Annotated in this window: 15 protein-coding genes and 1 pseudogene; 3 read left to right on the forward strand and 13 right to left on the reverse strand. The window is 70.8% G+C overall.

The genetic code is table 11. The features are described 5' to 3' along the window. Positions 1–11: 11 nt before the first annotated feature. The 3 genes from ubiA to recG all read right to left on the reverse strand — a co-directional run bounded on the left by ubiA (position 12) and on the right by recG (position 4,132). Positions 12–893 carry a 4-hydroxybenzoate octaprenyltransferase gene (gene ubiA / locus ACPYIS_RS03315; protein ID WP_424860092.1) on the reverse strand — a complete coding sequence of 294 codons (882 nt, stop codon included), beginning with the start codon at positions 891–893 and terminating at the stop codon, positions 12–14. Next, on the reverse strand, positions 893–1,861 hold the full coding sequence (locus ACPYIS_RS03320; RefSeq protein WP_424895092.1) for a hydrogen peroxide-inducible genes activator: 969 nt from the start codon (positions 1,859–1,861) through the stop codon (positions 893–895). The genes ubiA and ACPYIS_RS03320 overlap by 1 nt, the downstream gene beginning before the upstream one ends. A gap of 75 nt (positions 1,862–1,936) precedes the next feature. Continuing rightward, positions 1,937–4,132 carry an ATP-dependent DNA helicase RecG gene (gene recG, locus ACPYIS_RS03325; RefSeq protein ID WP_425973866.1) on the reverse strand — a complete coding sequence of 732 codons (2,196 nt, stop codon included), beginning with the start codon at positions 4,130–4,132 and terminating at the stop codon, positions 1,937–1,939. 116 nt (positions 4,133–4,248) lie between these two features. Here recG and ACPYIS_RS03330 point away from each other — a divergent pair. Next, positions 4,249–4,440: pseudogene (locus ACPYIS_RS03330) on the forward strand (hypothetical protein); the annotation flags it as partial. Positions 4,441–4,498: 58 nt separating this feature from the next. Here the strand turns inward: ACPYIS_RS03330 and ACPYIS_RS03335 are convergent. The 3 genes from ACPYIS_RS03335 to ACPYIS_RS03345 form a co-directional block, all read right to left on the reverse strand. After that, a complete protein-coding gene (locus ACPYIS_RS03335) occupies positions 4,499–5,542 on the reverse strand; it encodes a diguanylate cyclase (RefSeq protein WP_424860088.1) in 1,044 nt (347 codons plus the stop codon). A 102-nt stretch (positions 5,543–5,644) separates the two neighbouring features. Then, complete coding sequence (locus ACPYIS_RS03340) at positions 5,645–6,730, reverse strand: calcium/sodium antiporter (RefSeq protein ID WP_424860156.1); 1,086 nt, start codon at positions 6,728–6,730, stop codon at positions 5,645–5,647. Positions 6,731–6,819: 89 nt separating this feature from the next. Then, positions 6,820–7,584 (reverse strand): ParA family protein, encoded by a 765-nt coding sequence (locus ACPYIS_RS03345; RefSeq protein WP_143969355.1) that lies wholly within the window; start codon positions 7,582–7,584, stop codon positions 6,820–6,822. Between the two features lie 149 nt (positions 7,585–7,733). On the opposite strand from ACPYIS_RS03345, the gene queA reads away from it, so the two are divergent. Beyond that, positions 7,734–8,831 (forward strand): tRNA preQ1(34) S-adenosylmethionine ribosyltransferase-isomerase QueA, encoded by a 1,098-nt coding sequence (gene queA, locus ACPYIS_RS03350; RefSeq protein WP_424895090.1) that lies wholly within the window; start codon positions 7,734–7,736, stop codon positions 8,829–8,831. A gap of 7 nt (positions 8,832–8,838) precedes the next feature. Here queA and ACPYIS_RS03355 read toward each other — a convergent pair whose 3' ends face one another. Together ACPYIS_RS03355 and ACPYIS_RS03360 are read right to left on the reverse strand one after the other, a co-directional pair. Continuing rightward, positions 8,839–9,228: a type II toxin-antitoxin system VapC family toxin gene (locus ACPYIS_RS03355; protein ID WP_068608162.1), complete on the reverse strand. Its 390-nt coding sequence runs from the start codon at positions 9,226–9,228 to the stop codon at positions 8,839–8,841. Then, positions 9,229–9,459, reverse strand: coding sequence for an AbrB/MazE/SpoVT family DNA-binding domain-containing protein (locus tag ACPYIS_RS03360; RefSeq protein ID WP_143969338.1), 231 nt, complete (start codon positions 9,457–9,459; stop codon positions 9,229–9,231). A 72-nt stretch (positions 9,460–9,531) separates the two neighbouring features. Between ACPYIS_RS03360 and tgt the strand changes: the two genes are divergently transcribed. After that, complete coding sequence (tgt, locus tag ACPYIS_RS03365) at positions 9,532–10,716, forward strand: tRNA guanosine(34) transglycosylase Tgt (RefSeq protein ID WP_424895089.1); 1,185 nt, start codon at positions 9,532–9,534, stop codon at positions 10,714–10,716. A 15-nt stretch (positions 10,717–10,731) separates the two neighbouring features. Here tgt and ftsH read toward each other — a convergent pair whose 3' ends face one another. From ftsH to ACPYIS_RS03390, 5 genes are all read right to left on the reverse strand, one after another. Next, positions 10,732–12,573 carry an ATP-dependent zinc metalloprotease FtsH gene (gene ftsH / locus ACPYIS_RS03370; RefSeq protein WP_424895088.1) on the reverse strand — a complete coding sequence of 614 codons (1,842 nt, stop codon included), beginning with the start codon at positions 12,571–12,573 and terminating at the stop codon, positions 10,732–10,734. A gap of 15 nt (positions 12,574–12,588) precedes the next feature. Further along, positions 12,589–12,900 carry a MerR family transcriptional regulator gene (locus ACPYIS_RS03375; RefSeq protein WP_424895087.1) on the reverse strand — a complete coding sequence of 104 codons (312 nt, stop codon included), beginning with the start codon at positions 12,898–12,900 and terminating at the stop codon, positions 12,589–12,591. Between the two features lie 2 nt (positions 12,901–12,902). Then, the gene (locus tag ACPYIS_RS03380; protein WP_299022519.1) at positions 12,903–13,871 is read right to left on the reverse strand and encodes a DnaJ C-terminal domain-containing protein; all 969 of its coding nucleotides are present in this window, start codon (positions 13,869–13,871) and stop codon (positions 12,903–12,905) included. Positions 13,872–13,944: 73 nt separating this feature from the next. Then, positions 13,945–15,276 carry an FIST signal transduction protein gene (locus ACPYIS_RS03385; protein ID WP_424895086.1) on the reverse strand — a complete coding sequence of 444 codons (1,332 nt, stop codon included), beginning with the start codon at positions 15,274–15,276 and terminating at the stop codon, positions 13,945–13,947. Beyond that, the gene (locus tag ACPYIS_RS03390; protein ID WP_424895085.1) at positions 15,273–15,944 is read right to left on the reverse strand and encodes a PhaM family polyhydroxyalkanoate granule multifunctional regulatory protein; all 672 of its coding nucleotides are present in this window, start codon (positions 15,942–15,944) and stop codon (positions 15,273–15,275) included. Before ACPYIS_RS03390 ends, ACPYIS_RS03385 begins: the two co-directional genes overlap by 4 nt. Between the last annotated feature and the right edge of the window lie 62 nt (positions 15,945–16,006).

The raw sequence follows: 16,006 nt of genomic DNA on the forward strand, positions 1-16,006 counted from the left end.
CCGCGCGGCGATCAGCGCAGCGCCAACGGCAACACCACCCCCGCAAACAGCGTGGCGCCCAGCCAGTGGTTGAGGCGAAAGGCCCGGAAGCACCCCTCGCGGCTGCGGTCGCGAATCAGCCAGGCGTGCCACACCACCTGCGCCGCCGCGACGGCCAGCGCCAGCGCCAACCACGGGCCGCCTGCCAGCGGCCAGACCAACGCTCCCCACAACACCAGGTGCAGGGCGTAAAACGCGAGCACCGCCGCCACGTCCCAACGCCCCAGGGTGATGGCCGACGTCTGGATGCCGATGCGCAGGTCGTCGTCGCGGTCGACCATCGCATACTCGGTGTCATATGCCAGCACCCAAAAGGCGTTGGCCAGCAACAGGCCCCAGGCCAGTGGCGGCACCTCGCCGCGCACGGCGGCAAACGCCATCGGAATGCCAAAGCTGAAGGCGACCCCCAGCACCGCCTGCGGCATGGAGAAAAAGCGTTTGGTGTAGGGATAGACGACGGCCACCGCCAGCGCCGCGAACGACCAGGCCACCGCCACCGGATTCGTGGTCAGCACGAGGGCAAAGGCCACCAGCGCCAATGCCGCACCGACCGCCAGCGCTTCGCGCGCGCTGATGCGCCCGCTGGTGACCGGGCGTTGCGCGGTGCGCTTGACGTGCCGGTCGAACTCGCGGTCGGCCACGTCGTTGACGCAGCAGCCGGCGCTGCGCATCAGGATGGTGCCCGCCACGAACACCACCAGCAGGTGCCAGCCCGGCCAACCGCCCGCCGCCAGCCACAGCGCCGACAGCGTCGGCCACAGCAGCAACAGCCAGCCAGCCGGGCGGTCCCAGCGGATCAAGTCCAGGTACAAGGCCAGGCGTGCGCGCCAGGCCGGCGGTGGGGGCGGGGACATCAGGTCAGACGCTTGCATCCGGGCAACTCACAGGCATAGACGGCGTTGCGCAAGGCGGCGATGGCTTCGTAGCGCGTAAAGCTGCGCCGCCACGCCAGCACGACGCGCCGCGTCGGCGGCTCGCCGGCAAACGGGATGTAGCGCACGTAGCCCGCGTCGCCGGGAGCGCTGGCGGCCAGCGTCTCGCGCGTGGCGGGGTCGAGCGCGCCCTTGGGTACCGACAACTGGGGCACCAGCGTGACCCCCATGCCGGCGGCCACCATGTGCTTGATCGTCTCCAGCGACGAGCCCTCGAAGCTCTTCTGGATGCCCTCGGCCTGGTCGGAAAAGCGCGCAAACTCCGGGCAGACCTGCAGCACGTGATCGCGAAAACAATGCCCGTTGCCCAGCAGCAACATGGTCTCGCGCTTGAGCTCCTCGGCCGTGATGGACGCGCGCGCCGCCAGCGGATGGTCCCGCGGCACGACGGCGACGAACGGCTCGTCGTACAACGGCGCCACCGCCAAGTTGGCTTCCGGAAACGGCTCGGCCAGGATGGCCGCGTCCAGCTCGCCCAGACGCAGCTGCTCCAGCAGCCGGGCGGTGAAGTTTTCCTGCAGGATGAGGGGCATCTGGCGCGCGCGCTCGATGACTTGGCGCACCAAATCGGGCAGTAGGTACGGGGCGATGGTGTAGATCAGGCCCAGCCGCAGCGGCCCCGCCAGCGGGTCTTTGCCGCGCTTGGCGATTTCCCTGATGGCGGCGGCCTGCTCCAGCACCACCTGCGCCTGGCGCACGATTTCCTCGCCCAACGGCGTGACCGTGACCTCGCTCGCGCTGCGCTCGAAGATTTTGACTTCCAGCTCTTCTTCCAACTTTTTGATGGCCACCGACAGCGTCGGCTGCGAGACGAAGCAAGCCTCGGCCGCCCGGCCGAAGTGGCGTTCTCGCGCCACCGCGACGACGTATTTGAGTTCGGTCAGGGTCATGCGCCACACACTCCAGCAGACTGCCCCCGTCAGCGACTCTCGGCGAGAACCGAAGGGCAAAGCCGAATTATCGGCTCATGCCTTCAGATAGTCTATCTTGCCGCCCAACCAACGCTGCAGGTGGCGCTGCGCCCGCGCCGGGTCGCTAGCCCACAGCCGTGGCGCCCAGCGGCGCGCCCACTCGATGAGCGGCTCGTCGGTCTGCAAGTCGGCAAAGCGCAGCAGCGGCGCCCCGGACTGGCGCGCACCCAAAAACTCGCCCGGCCCACGGATGGCCAGGTCGCGGCGCGCGATCTCGAAGCCGTCTTGCGTCTCGGCCATCGCGCGCAGGCGCTCGCGCGCGGCCTCGCTCACGCGCCCCCCCTCGCCCGCGCTGTAGAGCAGCAGGCAGACGGAGGCGACCGATCCGCGTCCGACCCGCCCGCGCAACTGGTGCAACTGGCTCAGCCCGAAGCGCTCGGCGTGCTCGATCACCATCAACGACGCATTCGGCACGTCCACCCCCACCTCGATGACGGTGGTGCTGACCAGTACCGCCAGCTCGCCCGCGGCGAACGCTGCCATGATGGCCTTTTTCTCCGCCACGGGCAAGCGCGCGTGCAGCAGGCCCACGCGTACCGGCTCACCGTGCGGCCCGCGCACGCCCGCCAGCGCGCTCGTCAGCTCGGCGTGGGTCGCGGTGGCCGCGCGCAGGTCGAGCGCCTCGCTGTCCTCGATCAGCGGGCACACCCAATAGACCTGGCGCCCCTGCGCCACCTGGGCACGGATGCGCTCGATCACTTCGGGGCGTCGGCGCTCGGCCAGCACCTTGGTCACGATCGGGCTGCGACCCGGAGGCAGCTCGTCGATGGTCGAGACATCCAGATCGGCGTACACGCTCATGGCCAGCGTGCGCGGGATCGGGGTGGCGCTCATCATCAACAGATGCGGCTCGACGCCACTGGCGCCTGCCGACTTTTGCCGCAGCGCCAGCCGCTGCGCGACACCGAAGCGGTGCTGCTCGTCGATGACGGCCAGCCCCAGCCGAGCGAAGGTGACCTGCGCCTGGATGACGGCGTGCGTGCCCACGACCAGCGCCGCCTCGCCCGCGGCGATGCGCTCGAGCATCGCCTGCCGCTGCGCCCGCGGCTGGCTGCCGGTCAGCCACGCCACGCTGCGCCCTAGCGGCGCCAGCAGCGGCTCCAGCCACTGCACCATCTTGCCGAAGTGCTGCTCGGCCAAGATTTCGGTGGGCGCCATCAGGGCGCACTGCCAGCCGGCGTCGATGGCGATGGCGGCGGCCAGCGCGGCCACCACGGTCTTGCCGCTGCCGACGTCGCCCTGCAACAAGCGGTGCATCGGCGTGGGGCGGGCCAGGTCGGCGGCGATCTCGGCCACCACCCGCTGCTGTGCCCCGGTCAGGGCAAAGGGCAGCGCAGACTGCAGGCGCCACGGCAGGCCGTCGTCCGCCGCGCGCAGCACGGGGGCGCGCAGGGCGTCGCGCTCGCGGCGCGCGCGCACCTGGGCCAACTGCTGGGCCAGCAGCTCCTCGGCCTTCAAGCGCTGCCAGGCGGGGTGGGTGCGATCGTCCAGCGCCGTGCGCGGCGCGCGGGGGTCGGGGTGATGCAAAAACGCCAGCGCCGCCTGCAGCGTCCACGGCTCGCCGCCGACCCCCGGCAGGTCGGCCAGGGCTTCGGGGGGAACGGTCTCGGACAGATCGGCCTGCTGCAGCGCGCGCGCGACCGCGGTCCGCAGATAGGGCTGCGGCAGGCCGGCCGTGGTCGGGTAGACCGGAGTCAGGCCGGCGGGCAAGGGGGCATCCGGCGACAGCAGGCGGGGATGCACCAGCGTCCAGCCCGCCCAGCCCCCGCGCAGCTCGCCATGCGCCCGCACGCGGGCACCGACGGCCAGTGCCCGCTGGTGACTGGGGTAGAAGGTGAAAAACCGCAGCGTGCAGCGCCCCCCGCCGACCACGGCCAGGGTGGCGACGAGCTGGCGGCGCGGGCGCAGCAGCACCTCGCAGGCCAACACCTCGCCCTCAATCAGCGCCTCGTCCCCGTCGCGCGCGTCGGCCAGCGGGCGCACGCGCGTCCAGTCCTCGTAGCGCAAGGGCACATGCAGCGCCAGATCGATGGGCCGCACCAAGCCCAGCCGCCGCAGCGCGCGCTGCGGGCCGCTGAGCCGCTCGCGCCCCGCGCCGGCCGGCGCGGCGTCGGGCGCGGCCGGGGCCTGCGGGGGCGGGAACGGGTGGCGGACGTGGCGCGGGCCATGGACCGATCCTAGCAGCGCCATCGCCGACGATGGGAGAAAGCGACAGTCGCCCGCCCGCCGCATCGACAGCGCCGGGCGCTTGCCCTACGATGACTTGCACCATCCCCAATCCTTGCGAGCCGCCCCCCTGCACTGCCATGACCCAGCGCCGCCTCAACCCGGTTCCGCCCCCGTATCTGCAGGCCGATGCCGATTTCGAAGCGATCTTCGAGCTGGCGCCGGTGTCGCTGTGGCTGGAGGATTTTTCGGCGCTGCGCGCGCTGTTCGAGCGCTGGCGCGCCGAGGGCGTGACGGATCTGGCCGCGCATCTGGCGGCGCACCCGCCCGCGCGGCGGCGCAGCGACCGCGTGCCGCCGGCCTGAGTCGGACGGGGTCGGCCCGAGCGCCTCAGGTGCGGCTGGACGCGCCCTCGCCCGGCGACGTCCACACCACGCGGTCGCGCCCCTCGCGCTTGGCGCGATACAGGGCCGTATCGGCCCGGGCCAGACAGGCCTGCCAGGACTCCGGCGCCGTGTGCACGGCCACGCCCGCCGAGAACGTGACGGCCCGGTCGGCGATACGCACCCGCTCGCGCACCACCTGGCGGATACGCTCCAACACCGCCGCGGCGGCCGCGGCATCGCCCTGCCCCAGCCAGACGACGAACTCCTCGCCGCCAAAGCGATAGAGGCGGTCCGTCTTGCGCTGCGCCGACTGCACCACCGTCGCCAGATCGCGCAGCACGGCGTCCCCGGCGTCGTGGCCGTGGCCATCGTTGATGGCCTTGAAGTGATCGATATCCAGGACGGCCAGCGCGCCCACGGAGGCCCCGCACCGGAACGCCTGCGCAAACTCCACCTCCATCAGGCGGCGGTTGCCAACGCCGGTCAGTGGATCGAGCAGGCTCAGGGCCTGCCAGCGCTCGATGCGCTGGTGCGCCTGCTGCGACACCAGGTAGCCGAACACGCCGGTGAGGACGTTGGTGATGACGAAGAACGGCAGCCCCTCGGTGCCCCCGAGCTCCTGCCACGACAGCGCCGCGGCACCGAGCACCGCGGCCGCGCCCAGGACGGCGGCCGCCGGCGCAGGCACGAGAAAGAAGTTCATGAGCACGCCGGGATAGGCCCAGAACAGCGCCGCGAACTGGGCGGCGACCCCGATGGCCCAGATGCCGCCGACGATCGCGACGGCCATCACCCAGCCGGGCCAGCGCGTGTCGCGCGTGCGCCAGGCGTGCCAGGCGGCGCCGCCGATGGCCAGGGCCAGGACGGCGTCCGAGACCGCCGCCAACCAATTGGCGGTCAGCGCCCGGTAGACTGCGAATGGCGCGAGCCACAGCACAGCCACCAGTCCCCCGAGCGTGAGGACGGCAAGGGCGTAGTCGTTGAGCAGGGCTTCGCGCCACGCGGCGCGGTGGGGCACGTCGCGAAACAGGGGCGGAACGGCAGACATGGCCGGCGAGTCTCCTCGATGGCGGTCCGGACGCTTCGAACGTCGTCCGTGAACGGCTGCCGACATTGTGCCGCAGGCGCCCCGGGGGCGCGCAGCCGGCCGTCAGCGCTCCGGGGGCGTGCCCGGCGCGCGCAGCACGCTCGTCACCAGCGCCACGATGGTCAACGGCACGACGAAGCCGAGCATGACGGAGGAGTAAGCGGGCAGCGCATCGTGCGCCTGGGCGGCCAGGATCAGGTACGCCGTGTAGGCGGCGTAGTAGCCGAGGAAGACCGCCCCCTCCCAGCGGGCGATCTCCCGTCCGGTCAGAAACACCGGCAGGCAGGCCAGCGCCACCGCCAGCATGACCCAGATGTCGAACGCGAGCAGCGAGGGGGCCAGCGTGAGCCCCAGTCCACCGGAGGCCAGGCCGCTGACGCCCAGGCACCCAAGGATGTTGAAGGTGTTGCTGCCCACCACGTTGCCCACCGCGATGTCACGCTCGCCCTTGAGCGCGGCGGTGATGGAGGTGGCCACCTCCGGCATCGACGTGCCCGCAGCCACGATGGTGAGGCCGATGACGAGGTCGCTCACCCCCAGCGCCTTGGCAAACGCCACCGACGCGCCCACCAGCCAGTCGGACCCGAACACCAGCAGCGCCAGACCGAGCGCGATCAGCACCAGCTGCACCGGCCACTTGCCGTCCCACGCATCGGGGGCGGCGGGCTGCAGCTCCGCGTCGAACTCCGCCGTGTCGGCGGCCGACTCGCGCCGCGACTGCACGACCAGGAAGGCCGTGTAGACGATCAGCAGCCCCGTCAGCGCGGCGCCCTCCAGCCATGTGATGCGTCCGTCCAGCCCGAACGCCAGCAGCAGCAGCGAGGCGCCGATCATGATCGGCACCTCCTGCCGGATGAGCTGCACGTGTACCACCAGCGGCGTGATCAGCGCGCTGGCGCCCAGAATGAACAGCACGTTGAAGATGTTGCTGCCGACGACGTTGCCGACCGCGATGTCGGTCTGGCCATTGAGCACCGCGCCGGTGGACACCGCCATCTCGGGCGCGCTGGTGCCGAAGGCCACGATGGTCAGACCGACCACGAGCGGCGAGATCCCCAGCGACAACGCCAGCTTGGACGCCCCGCGCACGAGCGCGCTGGCCCCCGCCACCAACGCCGCCAACCCCGCCACGAACCACACCACTTGCATCCACATGTTTCAACCCCATTCGGTGACACGGCGTGACTGTAGTCGATCACAGGCGCGGCGGCCGGCGGCGACGGCCCCGGCCACGTCGCTCAGCCCAGGCGCTCGTACAGCGCCACGAAGGCCTGCGTCAGGCGGTGCCGCGGGTCCAGGTGGATGAGGGGTCGGGCGGCCTCGTGGGACTCGCGCACCTTGACCGACGCAGGCAGATACGGCTCCAGCACCGGCAGCCCCTCGTCGCGCAACGCCTGCACGAGCCGCTGCGGCAGCGCGGCGCGCGCCTGAAACTGGTTGACCACGATGCCGCGCACCGCCAGCGCCGGGTTGTGGTCGGCGCGGATTTCGGCCACATGGTCGAGCAGCGTGTAGAGCGCCTGGCGCGAAAACGCATCGCAATCGAAGGGGATCAGGCAGCCGCTGGCGCCCATGAGTGCGCTGCGCGTGTAAAAGTTGAGCGCCGGCGGCGTGTCGATCACGATGGCATCGTAGTCCGCCCGCAAGGCGGCCAGCGCCTCGCGCAGCTTGTAGATCTTGTGGCGCGCTTCCAGCTTGGCCTGCAACTCCTCCAGCACGGGGCTGGCCACCAGCACGTCCAGCCCGTCGAACGGGGTGCGGCGCACGAAGGCCTGCGGCGGCTCGCTGCGCAGGCTGTACGACAGCGTCTGCTCGAAAAAGTCCGCCACCGTCGGGCCGGGCTGCGCCACGGCATCGCCCAGCAGATAACGCGAGGCATTGCCCTGCGCATCCAAATCCACGACCAGCGTGCGCCGACCGCGCGCGGCCCCGATCGCGGCCAGGTTGCAAGCAATGGTGGACTTGCCCACCCCACCCTTTTGATTGAAGACGACCAACGGCATGACCATACCCCCGCACCACCGACCGGCCCCGCGCCGGCCTACCCCCGCATGTTATGGGGCAAGCAAGACACGGGCCTGACACGGCCGCGCGCCGTGGGACAATCCGCGTCCCTTGGACTTGGCACGGGCCCGTCCGGCCCTCGAGCGACATGACGACCCTTCCCCCCGCCGCCGCACCGGCGCGCGCCTGGACCACCAGCGACTTCGACTTCGACCTCCCGCCCGAGCTGATCGCCCAGCACCCGGCGCCGGAGCGCAGCGCCTCGCGCCTGCTGGATGGGCGCGGCTGGCCGCCGGCGGACCGCATCTTCCGCGAGCTGCCGGCGCTGCTGGCGCCGGGCGACCTGCTGGTCTTCAACGACACGCAGGTGATCAAGGCGCGCCTGTACGGCGAAAAGCCCACCGGCGGGCGGCTGGAGCTGCTGGTGGAGCGGGTGCTGGCCGACGGCGAGGTGGTGGCGCACATGAAGGTCAGCAAGAAGCCCGCCCCCGGCACCGTGCTGCGCATGGCGCCGCAGGCCGACGGGCAGCCAGCCTTCACCGCCACGCTGCTGGGCCGCTGGCCCGACGCCGACGGGCCGCTGTTCCGCCTGCGCTTCTCCGACGACCCCTACGCGGTGATGGAGCGCCACGGGCACGTGCCGCTGCCGCCGTACATCGAGCACCCCGACACCGCCGAGGACGAGCAGCGCTACCAGACCGTCTTCGCCAAAAACCCCGGCGCGGTGGCCGCGCCGACCGCGGCGCTGCACTTCGACGAGGCGGTGCTGGCGGCGCTGGCCGCGCGCGGCGTGCAGCGCGCCAGCGTCACGCTGCACGTGGGGGCCGGCACCTTCCAGCCGGTCAAGGGCGAGGACATCCGCGCCCACCGCATGCACAGCGAGTGGTACCGCATTCCGCCGCAGACGCTGGCGGCGCTGGAGCGCACGCGCCGCGCCGGCGGGCGCGTGCTGGCGGTGGGCACCACCACCGTGCGCACGCTGGAGAGCTGGGCGCGCAGCGGCGCCACCGAGGGCGACACCGACATCTTCATCACGCCGGGCTTCGACTTCCGCGTGGTCGACCTGCTGATCACCAACTTCCACCTGCCGCGCAGCACGCTGATGATGCTGGTGTCGGCGTTCGCCGGCTACGAGCACGTCATGGCGCTGTACCGCCACGCGATCGGGCGGCGCTACCGCTTCTTCAGCTACGGCGACGCGATGCTGCTGGCGCGCGCGGGCTCGGCCGCCGCGGCGGCGGACTGAGGCGGCTTCAGGGCGCTGCCGCGCCCGGCTTCGGCACGTAGCGCACGCCGGGCAGGCCGGCGTAGTCGGCGTCCTGCGTCCACAGCGTCGCGCCGAACTCCTGCGCCATGGCCAGCATGATGGCGTCGGCCATCGCCAGCCGGTGCCGCTGCGCCACGCCCGCGGCGGCCACCGCGCGCGCGTCGGTCAGGTCCAGCACGCGGCCCAGCCGCATCACGTCCAGGCAGCGCGTCACCACCTCCTCCGGCAGGCTGCGGGCCAGCACCCGGTGCACCTCGTACAGCGCGATGCAGGGCACCAGCAGATGACGGCGGTCTTCGATGACCGGCTTGAACACCGGCCCGTTGGGGCCGGCGCGAAAGAATTCGATCCAGCCGGAGGAGTCGACAACGTTCATTCAGTCGAACTCCCGGTCCGGCTCCTTCGGCGGTTCGAGGTCGTCGCCGAGGTCGTAGCCCTTGAGCATGCCGTAGTAGGCGCTCATCGGCGTCTCGGGCCGGATGACGAGCTCCTGGCCGCGCAGCTCGAACTGGATGTAGGAGCCGGGCCGGATGCCGAGCTTGGCGCGCATCGCGGCGGGCAGCGTGACTTGCCCCTTGCTGGACACGACGGCTTCGACGGTTTCCACGGCGATTCCTTTACTTACCCAAAAGTCAAGCAAATTCTATGGTAAAGCAGACGCAGCCGTACAATGCCGGCCATGCTGACCTTCGAACTGCTGGCCACCGACCCGACCAGCCATGCCCGCCGCGGCCGCCTGACGCTGACGCACGGCGTGGTGGAGACGCCGATCTTCATGCCCGTGGGCACCTACGGCACTGTCAAGGGCGTCATGCCGCGCAGCCTGCACGAGATGGGCGCCCAAATCATTCTGGGCAACACGTTTCACCTGTGGATGCGTCCGGGGCTGGACGTGATCCGCACCTTCGGCGGCCTGCACCGCTTCGAGCAGTGGCACCGCCCCATCCTGACCGATTCAGGGGGCTTTCAAGTTTGGTCGCTGGGCGCGATGCGCAAGATCACCGAAGAGGGCGTGCACTTCGCCTCGCCCGTCAACGGCGACCGGCTGTTCCTGTCGCCGGAGGTGAGCATGCAAATCCAGACCGTGCTCGACAGCGACATCGTGATGCAGCTCGACGAGTGCACGCCCTACTGGCAGGGCGACAAGGCCAGCGGCCACGTCACCACCGAGGCCGAGGCGCGCCAGAGCATGGAGATGAGCCTGCGCTGGGCGCGGCGCTCCAAGGCCGAATTCGAACGCCTAGGCAACCGCAACGCCCTGTTTGGCATCGTGCAAGGCGGTATGTACGAACACCTGCGCCAGGAGTCGCTCGAGGCACTGGTCGAGATGGACTTGCCCGGTTACGCCATCGGTGGGGTGAGCGTGGGCGAACCCAAGGAGGAGATGCGCCGCATCATGGCGCACACGCCGCACCGCCTGCCCGCGCACAAACCGCGCTACCTGATGGGCGTGGGCACGCCCGAGGACTTGGTCGAGGGCGTGGCCTGTGGCGTGGACATGTTCGACTGCGTCATGCCCACACGCAACGCGCGCAACGGCACGCTCTTTACCCGCCACGGCGACCTGAAAATTCGCAACGCGCGCCACAAGGCCGACCCGCTGCCGATCGACCCCAGTTGCACCTGCTACGCGTGTGCGGGCACGAGCGGCGTGTCGTGGAACGACGGCGGGCGCGAGGGGTTTTCGCGCGCCTACCTGCACCACCTGGACCGCTGCGGCGAGATGCTGGGGCCGATGCTCACCACCATTCACAACCTGCACTACTACCTGCAGCTGATGCGCGAGGTGCGCGCGGCGCTGGAGGTGGGCACGTTTGCCGACTTTCGCGCCCGCTTTGCCCACGACCGCGCGCGCGGGGTGTGAGGAGCACCGTGCCCGTCAAGCGGCTGGCGCCTGCGCCGCCGGGCGCAGCTCGGCCGTGAGCGCACGCAGCTGCGCTTCGTCCAGGGTTTCACGCTGCAGCAGCTCGCGCGCGCAGCGCTCCAGCAGCGCGCGGTGTTGCTGCAAAATCGCGCAGGCACGCTCGAACGCGTCCATGACAATGCGGCGCACCGCTTCGTCAATGCGGGCTTGCGTCTCGGGGCTGCGCGGACAGCCCCCGCTGGCCAGGCCCGGCACGTCCAAAAACTGCGGCCGCTGCGCCTCATAGGCGATGTAGCCCAGGGACTCGTCCATACCGTAGCGCATCACCATGTCGCGCGCGATGTCGGTCACCTTGGCGATGTCATCTGCCGCCCCGGTGGACAAGTGACCGAAGACCAGCTTTTCCGCCGCCCGGCCGCCCAGCAGCACCATGATCTTGCGCTCCAGCTCCTCGCGCGTCATCAAATAGCGGTCTTCGGTGGGGCGCTGGATGGTGTAGCCCAACGCGCCGATGCCGCGGGGGATGATGGAAACCTTATGCACCGGGTCGGTTCCGGGCAGTGCCAGCGCCACCAGGGCGTGCCCCATCTCGTGATACGCCACGATTTCGCGCTCGCGTGGGTTGAGCAGACGATTTTTCTTCTCCAGCCCGGCGACGATGCGCTCGATGGCGGCGGTAAAGTCGGCCAGCGCCACGGCCTCGGCACCGCGGCGCGTAGCGGCCAGCGCCGCTTCGTTGCACAGGTTGGCCAAATCAGCCCCGGAAAACCCGGGCGTCAGCGCCGCGATCTGCTCCAGATCGACGTCGCTTGCCAAGCGAATCTTGCGCGCGTGCACGCGCAAGATTTGCACGCGCCCGGCCTTATCGGGCCGGTCCACCAGCACTTGGCGGTCGAAGCGGCCCGCGCGCAGCAGTGCTGGATCCAGAATCTCCGGCCGGTTGGTGGCCGCCAGCAGCACCAGGCCCGAGGTGCTGTCGAAGCCGTCGAGCTCCACCAGCAGCTGGTTGAGGGTCTGCTCGCGCTCGTCGTGCCCACCGATGGGGCCGCCCGCCGACCGCGCGCGCCCCAGCGCATCGAGCTCGTCGATAAAGATGATGGCCGGCGCCTTGGCGCGCGCCTGCTCGAACAGGTCGCGCACGCGCGCCGCACCCACCCCCACGAACATCTCGACGAATTCGCTGCCGCTGATGCTAAAAAACGGCACGCCCGCTTCGCCCGCCACCGCCTTGGCCAGCAGGGTCTTGCCGGTCCCCGGCGGCCCCACCAACAGCACGCCCTTGGGCGCGCGCGCGCCCAGCCGACCATAGCCCTGCGGGTCTTTCAAAAAGGCCACGATCTCCTGCAGCTCGGCCTTGGCCTCGTCGACCCCGGCCACGTCGTCGAAGGTCACGCCGGTGTCTTTTTCGACATAGACCTTGGCGCGGCTTTTGCCGATGCTCATAAAGCCGCCCATGCCTTGGCGCTCCAACACCCGGCGCACGACGAAAAACCACAGCGCAAAAAACACCAGTGCCGGCACCACCCACGACAGCAGGTCGCGCAGCCAAGTGCTCTCCACCACGCGCGTGTAGGGCACGTCGTAGCGGCTCAGGCGTTCGGCCAACTGGGGCTCGACGCGGTTGGCGACGATGACGGTCTTGCCGCTGGCGTCGGGGGTCTTGAGGCGACCGGTGATGGTGGTCTCGCCGACGATGACCTCGGCCACCCGGCCCTCGGCCAGCGCCTGCTCGAACGCGCTGTAGGGCACGGGCTCGACCGTGCGCGCGGTATGCCACACGTTTTGGAACCACAACAGCAACACGAACGCCAGCACCCAGTAGCCGACGTTCCAGGAGGTCTTCGGATCGGGATTCATCGGTGTCCTCCCGCCTCACACCGCCTGGCCCAGGCGCCGCAACTGGGCGCGCAGGCGCGCGATTTCTTCTTCCAAATCCACCACCAGCGCGGCCAACTCGGGGTCGGCGTCGAAGTGGCGCTGCAACCACGCCAGGCGGCGCACCCGGCGCAGCGTGGCGGCGTCGTAGGTCCCTGCCGCCTCCGCCGACGCGGCCGCGCCGATCCACCCGGCCTGTACCGCGGCGTGCCACCAGGCCAGCGATACCCCGGCGGCGCGACACAGCGCCTCGGCGTCCAGGCCCGGGGCGTCCTGGGCGATGTCGATGCGCAACACGTTCAGCTCCATGGTCAGTGGCTCCTCTCGGCTTCGGCGGCAGCCACCTTGCGGGCGTCGAAATCGCTCAGCTCGGCCGCCATCTTTTCGTACAGGGCCCGGGCCCGGGGGTCATAGGCGCTGGGCAGGATCACCCGCAACTGCAGCTCCAGGTCGCCCGGCTCGCGCGCGGGCAGTCCCTTGCCGCGCACGGTCAGGGTCTGTCCGGCCTGACTATTGGCAGGCACGCGCACTTTCAGCGTGCTGCCGTCGGGCAGGGTCACGGGCACGACCGCGCCCAAGGCTGCCTCCCACGGCGCCAGCGGCAGATCCGCGATAAGGGTCTTGCCGTCGAGCCGGTAGCGCGGGTGCGGGCGTACCACCACCTCCAGGTACAGGTCGCCCGCCGGCTGCCCCGGCCCGCCCTGCCCGGCCAAGCGGATCAGCTGTCCCGGTCGCACGCCGGCCGGAATCTTGACTTCCAGCGTGCGGTTGCGCAGCGCCACGCGGCCCTGGGCATCCAGCTCGGGCACTTGCAGCGTCAGCATCCGCGTGCCCCCACGCCATGCCTCTTCCAGATCCAGCACCACTTTGGCGTGGTGGTCTTCGCCCCGCCCGGGGGCGGCATGGGCACGCCGGCGGTTGGCGCCCGCGCGGGCGGCCCCCATGCGGCCAAAGAGCTCGCTGAAAAAATCGCTGAACGCCTCGGCGTCCATGCCCTCGGGCGCGCCATGAAACTCGAAGCCCGCGTCCCAGTCCGGCGGCGGCGTGAACGACTGTCCCGCCCGGTGGCCTTGCGCCAGCCGGTCGTAGGCCGCGCGCTTTTCCGGGTCGGACAGCACCGCGTATGCCTCGTTGACCTCGCTCATGCGTTGCGCCGCGTCGGGCTCGGTGCTTACGTCCGGATGGTATTTGCGCGCCAGCTTGCGATAGGCTTTCTTGATGTCGTCGGCGCTGGCGTCGCGCGCCACCCCCAGCACCGCGTAGTAATCCTTGAAATCCACGCGCGTACCCCTTTCCTGGTTGATTCGATCGGTTGCAAATGAGGGGCGGTGGCCGCGATTTCAACCACCACCCTCAACCAGCCGCGCCCGAGGGATCCGCCGCATCGGCCACGAACACGGTCAACACGCCGGTATAGCCATACAAACGGTGATGGGCGATCTCGCCAGCGGCGAAAAAGCCCGCCAGCGGCACATCTCCCAAGGCTTGACGCACGATCTGCAACTCCGCGCTGGGGCCACCGAAGTGGGCACCGCCGCGCCCGTTGCAACTGACGTAGATGGCCCCGGCGATGCGCTGGGTGGGGTCGGTCGTGTCGTCCCCCTCGGGGCTGAGTTCGTCGCGGATTTCGGCGCAGATGCGCACCAAGTCGGCCCGCGCCGCCTGCACGTGGCGCTCGCACAGGGTCAACAGAGCGCCGGTGGGCACTTCGTCGGCAACCACGACCGCGCGTCGCAGCGGATCGATGCCGACCAGGTGGCGCACCAGCACGTCGTCGCCCAGGCGCAGCGGCACGCGACCGGTCAGCGGCGCGGCGGCCGACGCGGGGCGTGCGACCGGCGCCTGCAGGCCCACCAGCGTCTGGCGCAGGCGGCCGATGACGGCCGTCAGATCGTCCAGTGACAAACCCAGGTCTTGCAACACCACATCCAGCGCTGGCTGGCCGTCGAGCGACTCGACCCGATTGGCGTGGGCGGCGCTCACCCGGTGTGCGGGGCCGACCGCGCGCACGCCTTGTGTGACGCGCGAGACGATCCCCACGTCCGGGCCGAAGGCCACGCCGCTGAAGCCGCCACGAAACAAGCCGACCGCAGCCTCGCGCCCGTGCCCGGCCAGGCCGCCCTGGCTCGCACACGCCATCTGCACCGAACCCGCCCGGCTGGCGACCAAGCCACCAAACAGGTAGTGGCCCAGCGTACGCTCGGCCAGCTCCTGCAGCAGCTCGGCCAAGTCGGGCGCCGTGGGGTCGGCGTGCACCAGCGCGGTTTGCGGAATGAAGCCCTCCGGCCCCTGCGTCGCGCCCAGGGGGGCGACACCGCTGAACACCCGGTAGCGGCCCGGTGCCAGGTCGCACAGCATCACCACCAGCGCCGGCTCGTCCCAGTATTCGACCCCCGTGGCGCCAATGCCCACGCCGACCGCCCCCACCCAATCGGTCACCTGGGGCAGCTCGGCGCCCAGATACGCCAGGATCTCGGCGGCCGCGCCCGCGTAGTGGTCGGTCAGGTACACCAACGCCAGCGGCGTGGTGGTGTGACCCGCGTCGCCGCCGTGGGTAGCGCCACCTCCGGCCGCGGGTGCCGCCGACGCCCGCGCCGCCAACTGGGCCCGCAGCTGCGTGACCACCAGCGCCGCCGCCACCGGCCACTGGGGGTGGGTGGCGTGCGCACAGACGAATCGCTTCACGAGCGGGACCTCCGTGAAGAAGCCCGTGCAGAAGCCGGGCGCAAGGCCGCTGGCGCCGAGGCGCTGGCCGGGGGGCGGGCACGCTTGGGGCGCGCCGCAGGTGGTGGGGCTGGCGGCGGCTCGGGCGGACTCGGGTCGGGGGCAGCCTGCTGGGCCATGTCCTGCATGGCCTGCGCGGCGATGCCCTGAAACTGCTCGGTCAACGCGCGCCACCAGCGCACGGGATCGACGCCGGGCGCGGCGGGCTCGGGCGCCCCTGCCGCGGCGGTGGAAGGCTCGCCGCAGGGTGCGTCGGGGGTCTGCGCGGCGCCGGAGGCCCTGGCGGCCGACGCCACTGCAGCGCCGCCCGCCAGGGCCTGCGCCATTTCGGCCAGACTGACATTCATGCCCTTGAGCGTCGCCAGGGTCATGCGCTGCACTTCCAGCGCCTGGATCGTGGCCTGCAGCGCGCGGGCGTTTTGCTCGAGCCAAAAGTGCACGGCCTTCAAATCGCGAATACGGCGCTCGAGCTCGTCGGGGTCGAACACGGGCGCGACCCATTGGGCCACGGGCGGGGCCTCGGGCGCGGCGTCACGCCCGGCCAAGCCTTGCAAAAAGGCAAACCCGGGAACGTAGCGGGCATAGGGAGCGAACGCGGCGTGCAAGGCGCTGAAATCGGGCGAGGTCATGACGGGCTCCCAGGCGCGGCGGGCGCCAACTGGCGTGAAGACTACCGTAGCATGCCACAGGG

It is taken from the genome of Tepidimonas sp. HKU78 (assembly GCF_049860815.1).
Lineage (GTDB): Bacteria > Pseudomonadota > Gammaproteobacteria > Burkholderiales > Burkholderiaceae_C > Tepidimonas.

Excerpts from the sequence above, each read along its gene's own strand:
- ACPYIS_RS03320 (WP_424895092.1), bottom strand. The coding sequence starts at position 1,861 with ATGACCCTGACCGAACTCAAATACGTCGTCGCGGTGGCGCGAGAACGC.
- ACPYIS_RS03375 (WP_424895087.1), bottom strand. The coding sequence starts at position 12,900 with ATGGAGCTGAACGTGTTGCGCATCGACATCGCCCAGGACGCCCCGGGC.
- ACPYIS_RS03335 (WP_424860088.1), bottom strand. The coding sequence starts at position 5,542 with ATGTCTGCCGTTCCGCCCCTGTTTCGCGACGTGCCCCACCGCGCCGCG.
- ubiA (WP_424860092.1), bottom strand. The coding sequence starts at position 893 with ATGTCCCCGCCCCCACCGCCGGCCTGGCGCGCACGCCTGGCCTTGTAC.
- ACPYIS_RS03355 (WP_068608162.1), bottom strand. The coding sequence starts at position 9,228 with ATGAACGTTGTCGACTCCTCCGGCTGGATCGAATTCTTTCGCGCCGGC.
- ACPYIS_RS03345 (WP_143969355.1), bottom strand. The coding sequence starts at position 7,584 with ATGCCGTTGGTCGTCTTCAATCAAAAGGGTGGGGTGGGCAAGTCCACC.
- recG (WP_425973866.1), bottom strand. The coding sequence starts at position 4,132 with ATGGCGCTGCTAGGATCGGTCCATGGCCCGCGCCACGTCCGCCACCCG.
- tgt (WP_424895089.1), top strand. The coding sequence starts at position 9,532 with ATGCTGACCTTCGAACTGCTGGCCACCGACCCGACCAGCCATGCCCGC.
- ftsH (WP_424895088.1), bottom strand. The coding sequence starts at position 12,573 with ATGAATCCCGATCCGAAGACCTCCTGGAACGTCGGCTACTGGGTGCTG.
- ACPYIS_RS03390 (WP_424895085.1), bottom strand. The coding sequence starts at position 15,944 with ATGACCTCGCCCGATTTCAGCGCCTTGCACGCCGCGTTCGCTCCCTAT.
- queA (WP_424895090.1), top strand. The coding sequence starts at position 7,734 with ATGACGACCCTTCCCCCCGCCGCCGCACCGGCGCGCGCCTGGACCACC.
- ACPYIS_RS03340 (WP_424860156.1), bottom strand. The coding sequence starts at position 6,730 with ATGCAAGTGGTGTGGTTCGTGGCGGGGTTGGCGGCGTTGGTGGCGGGG.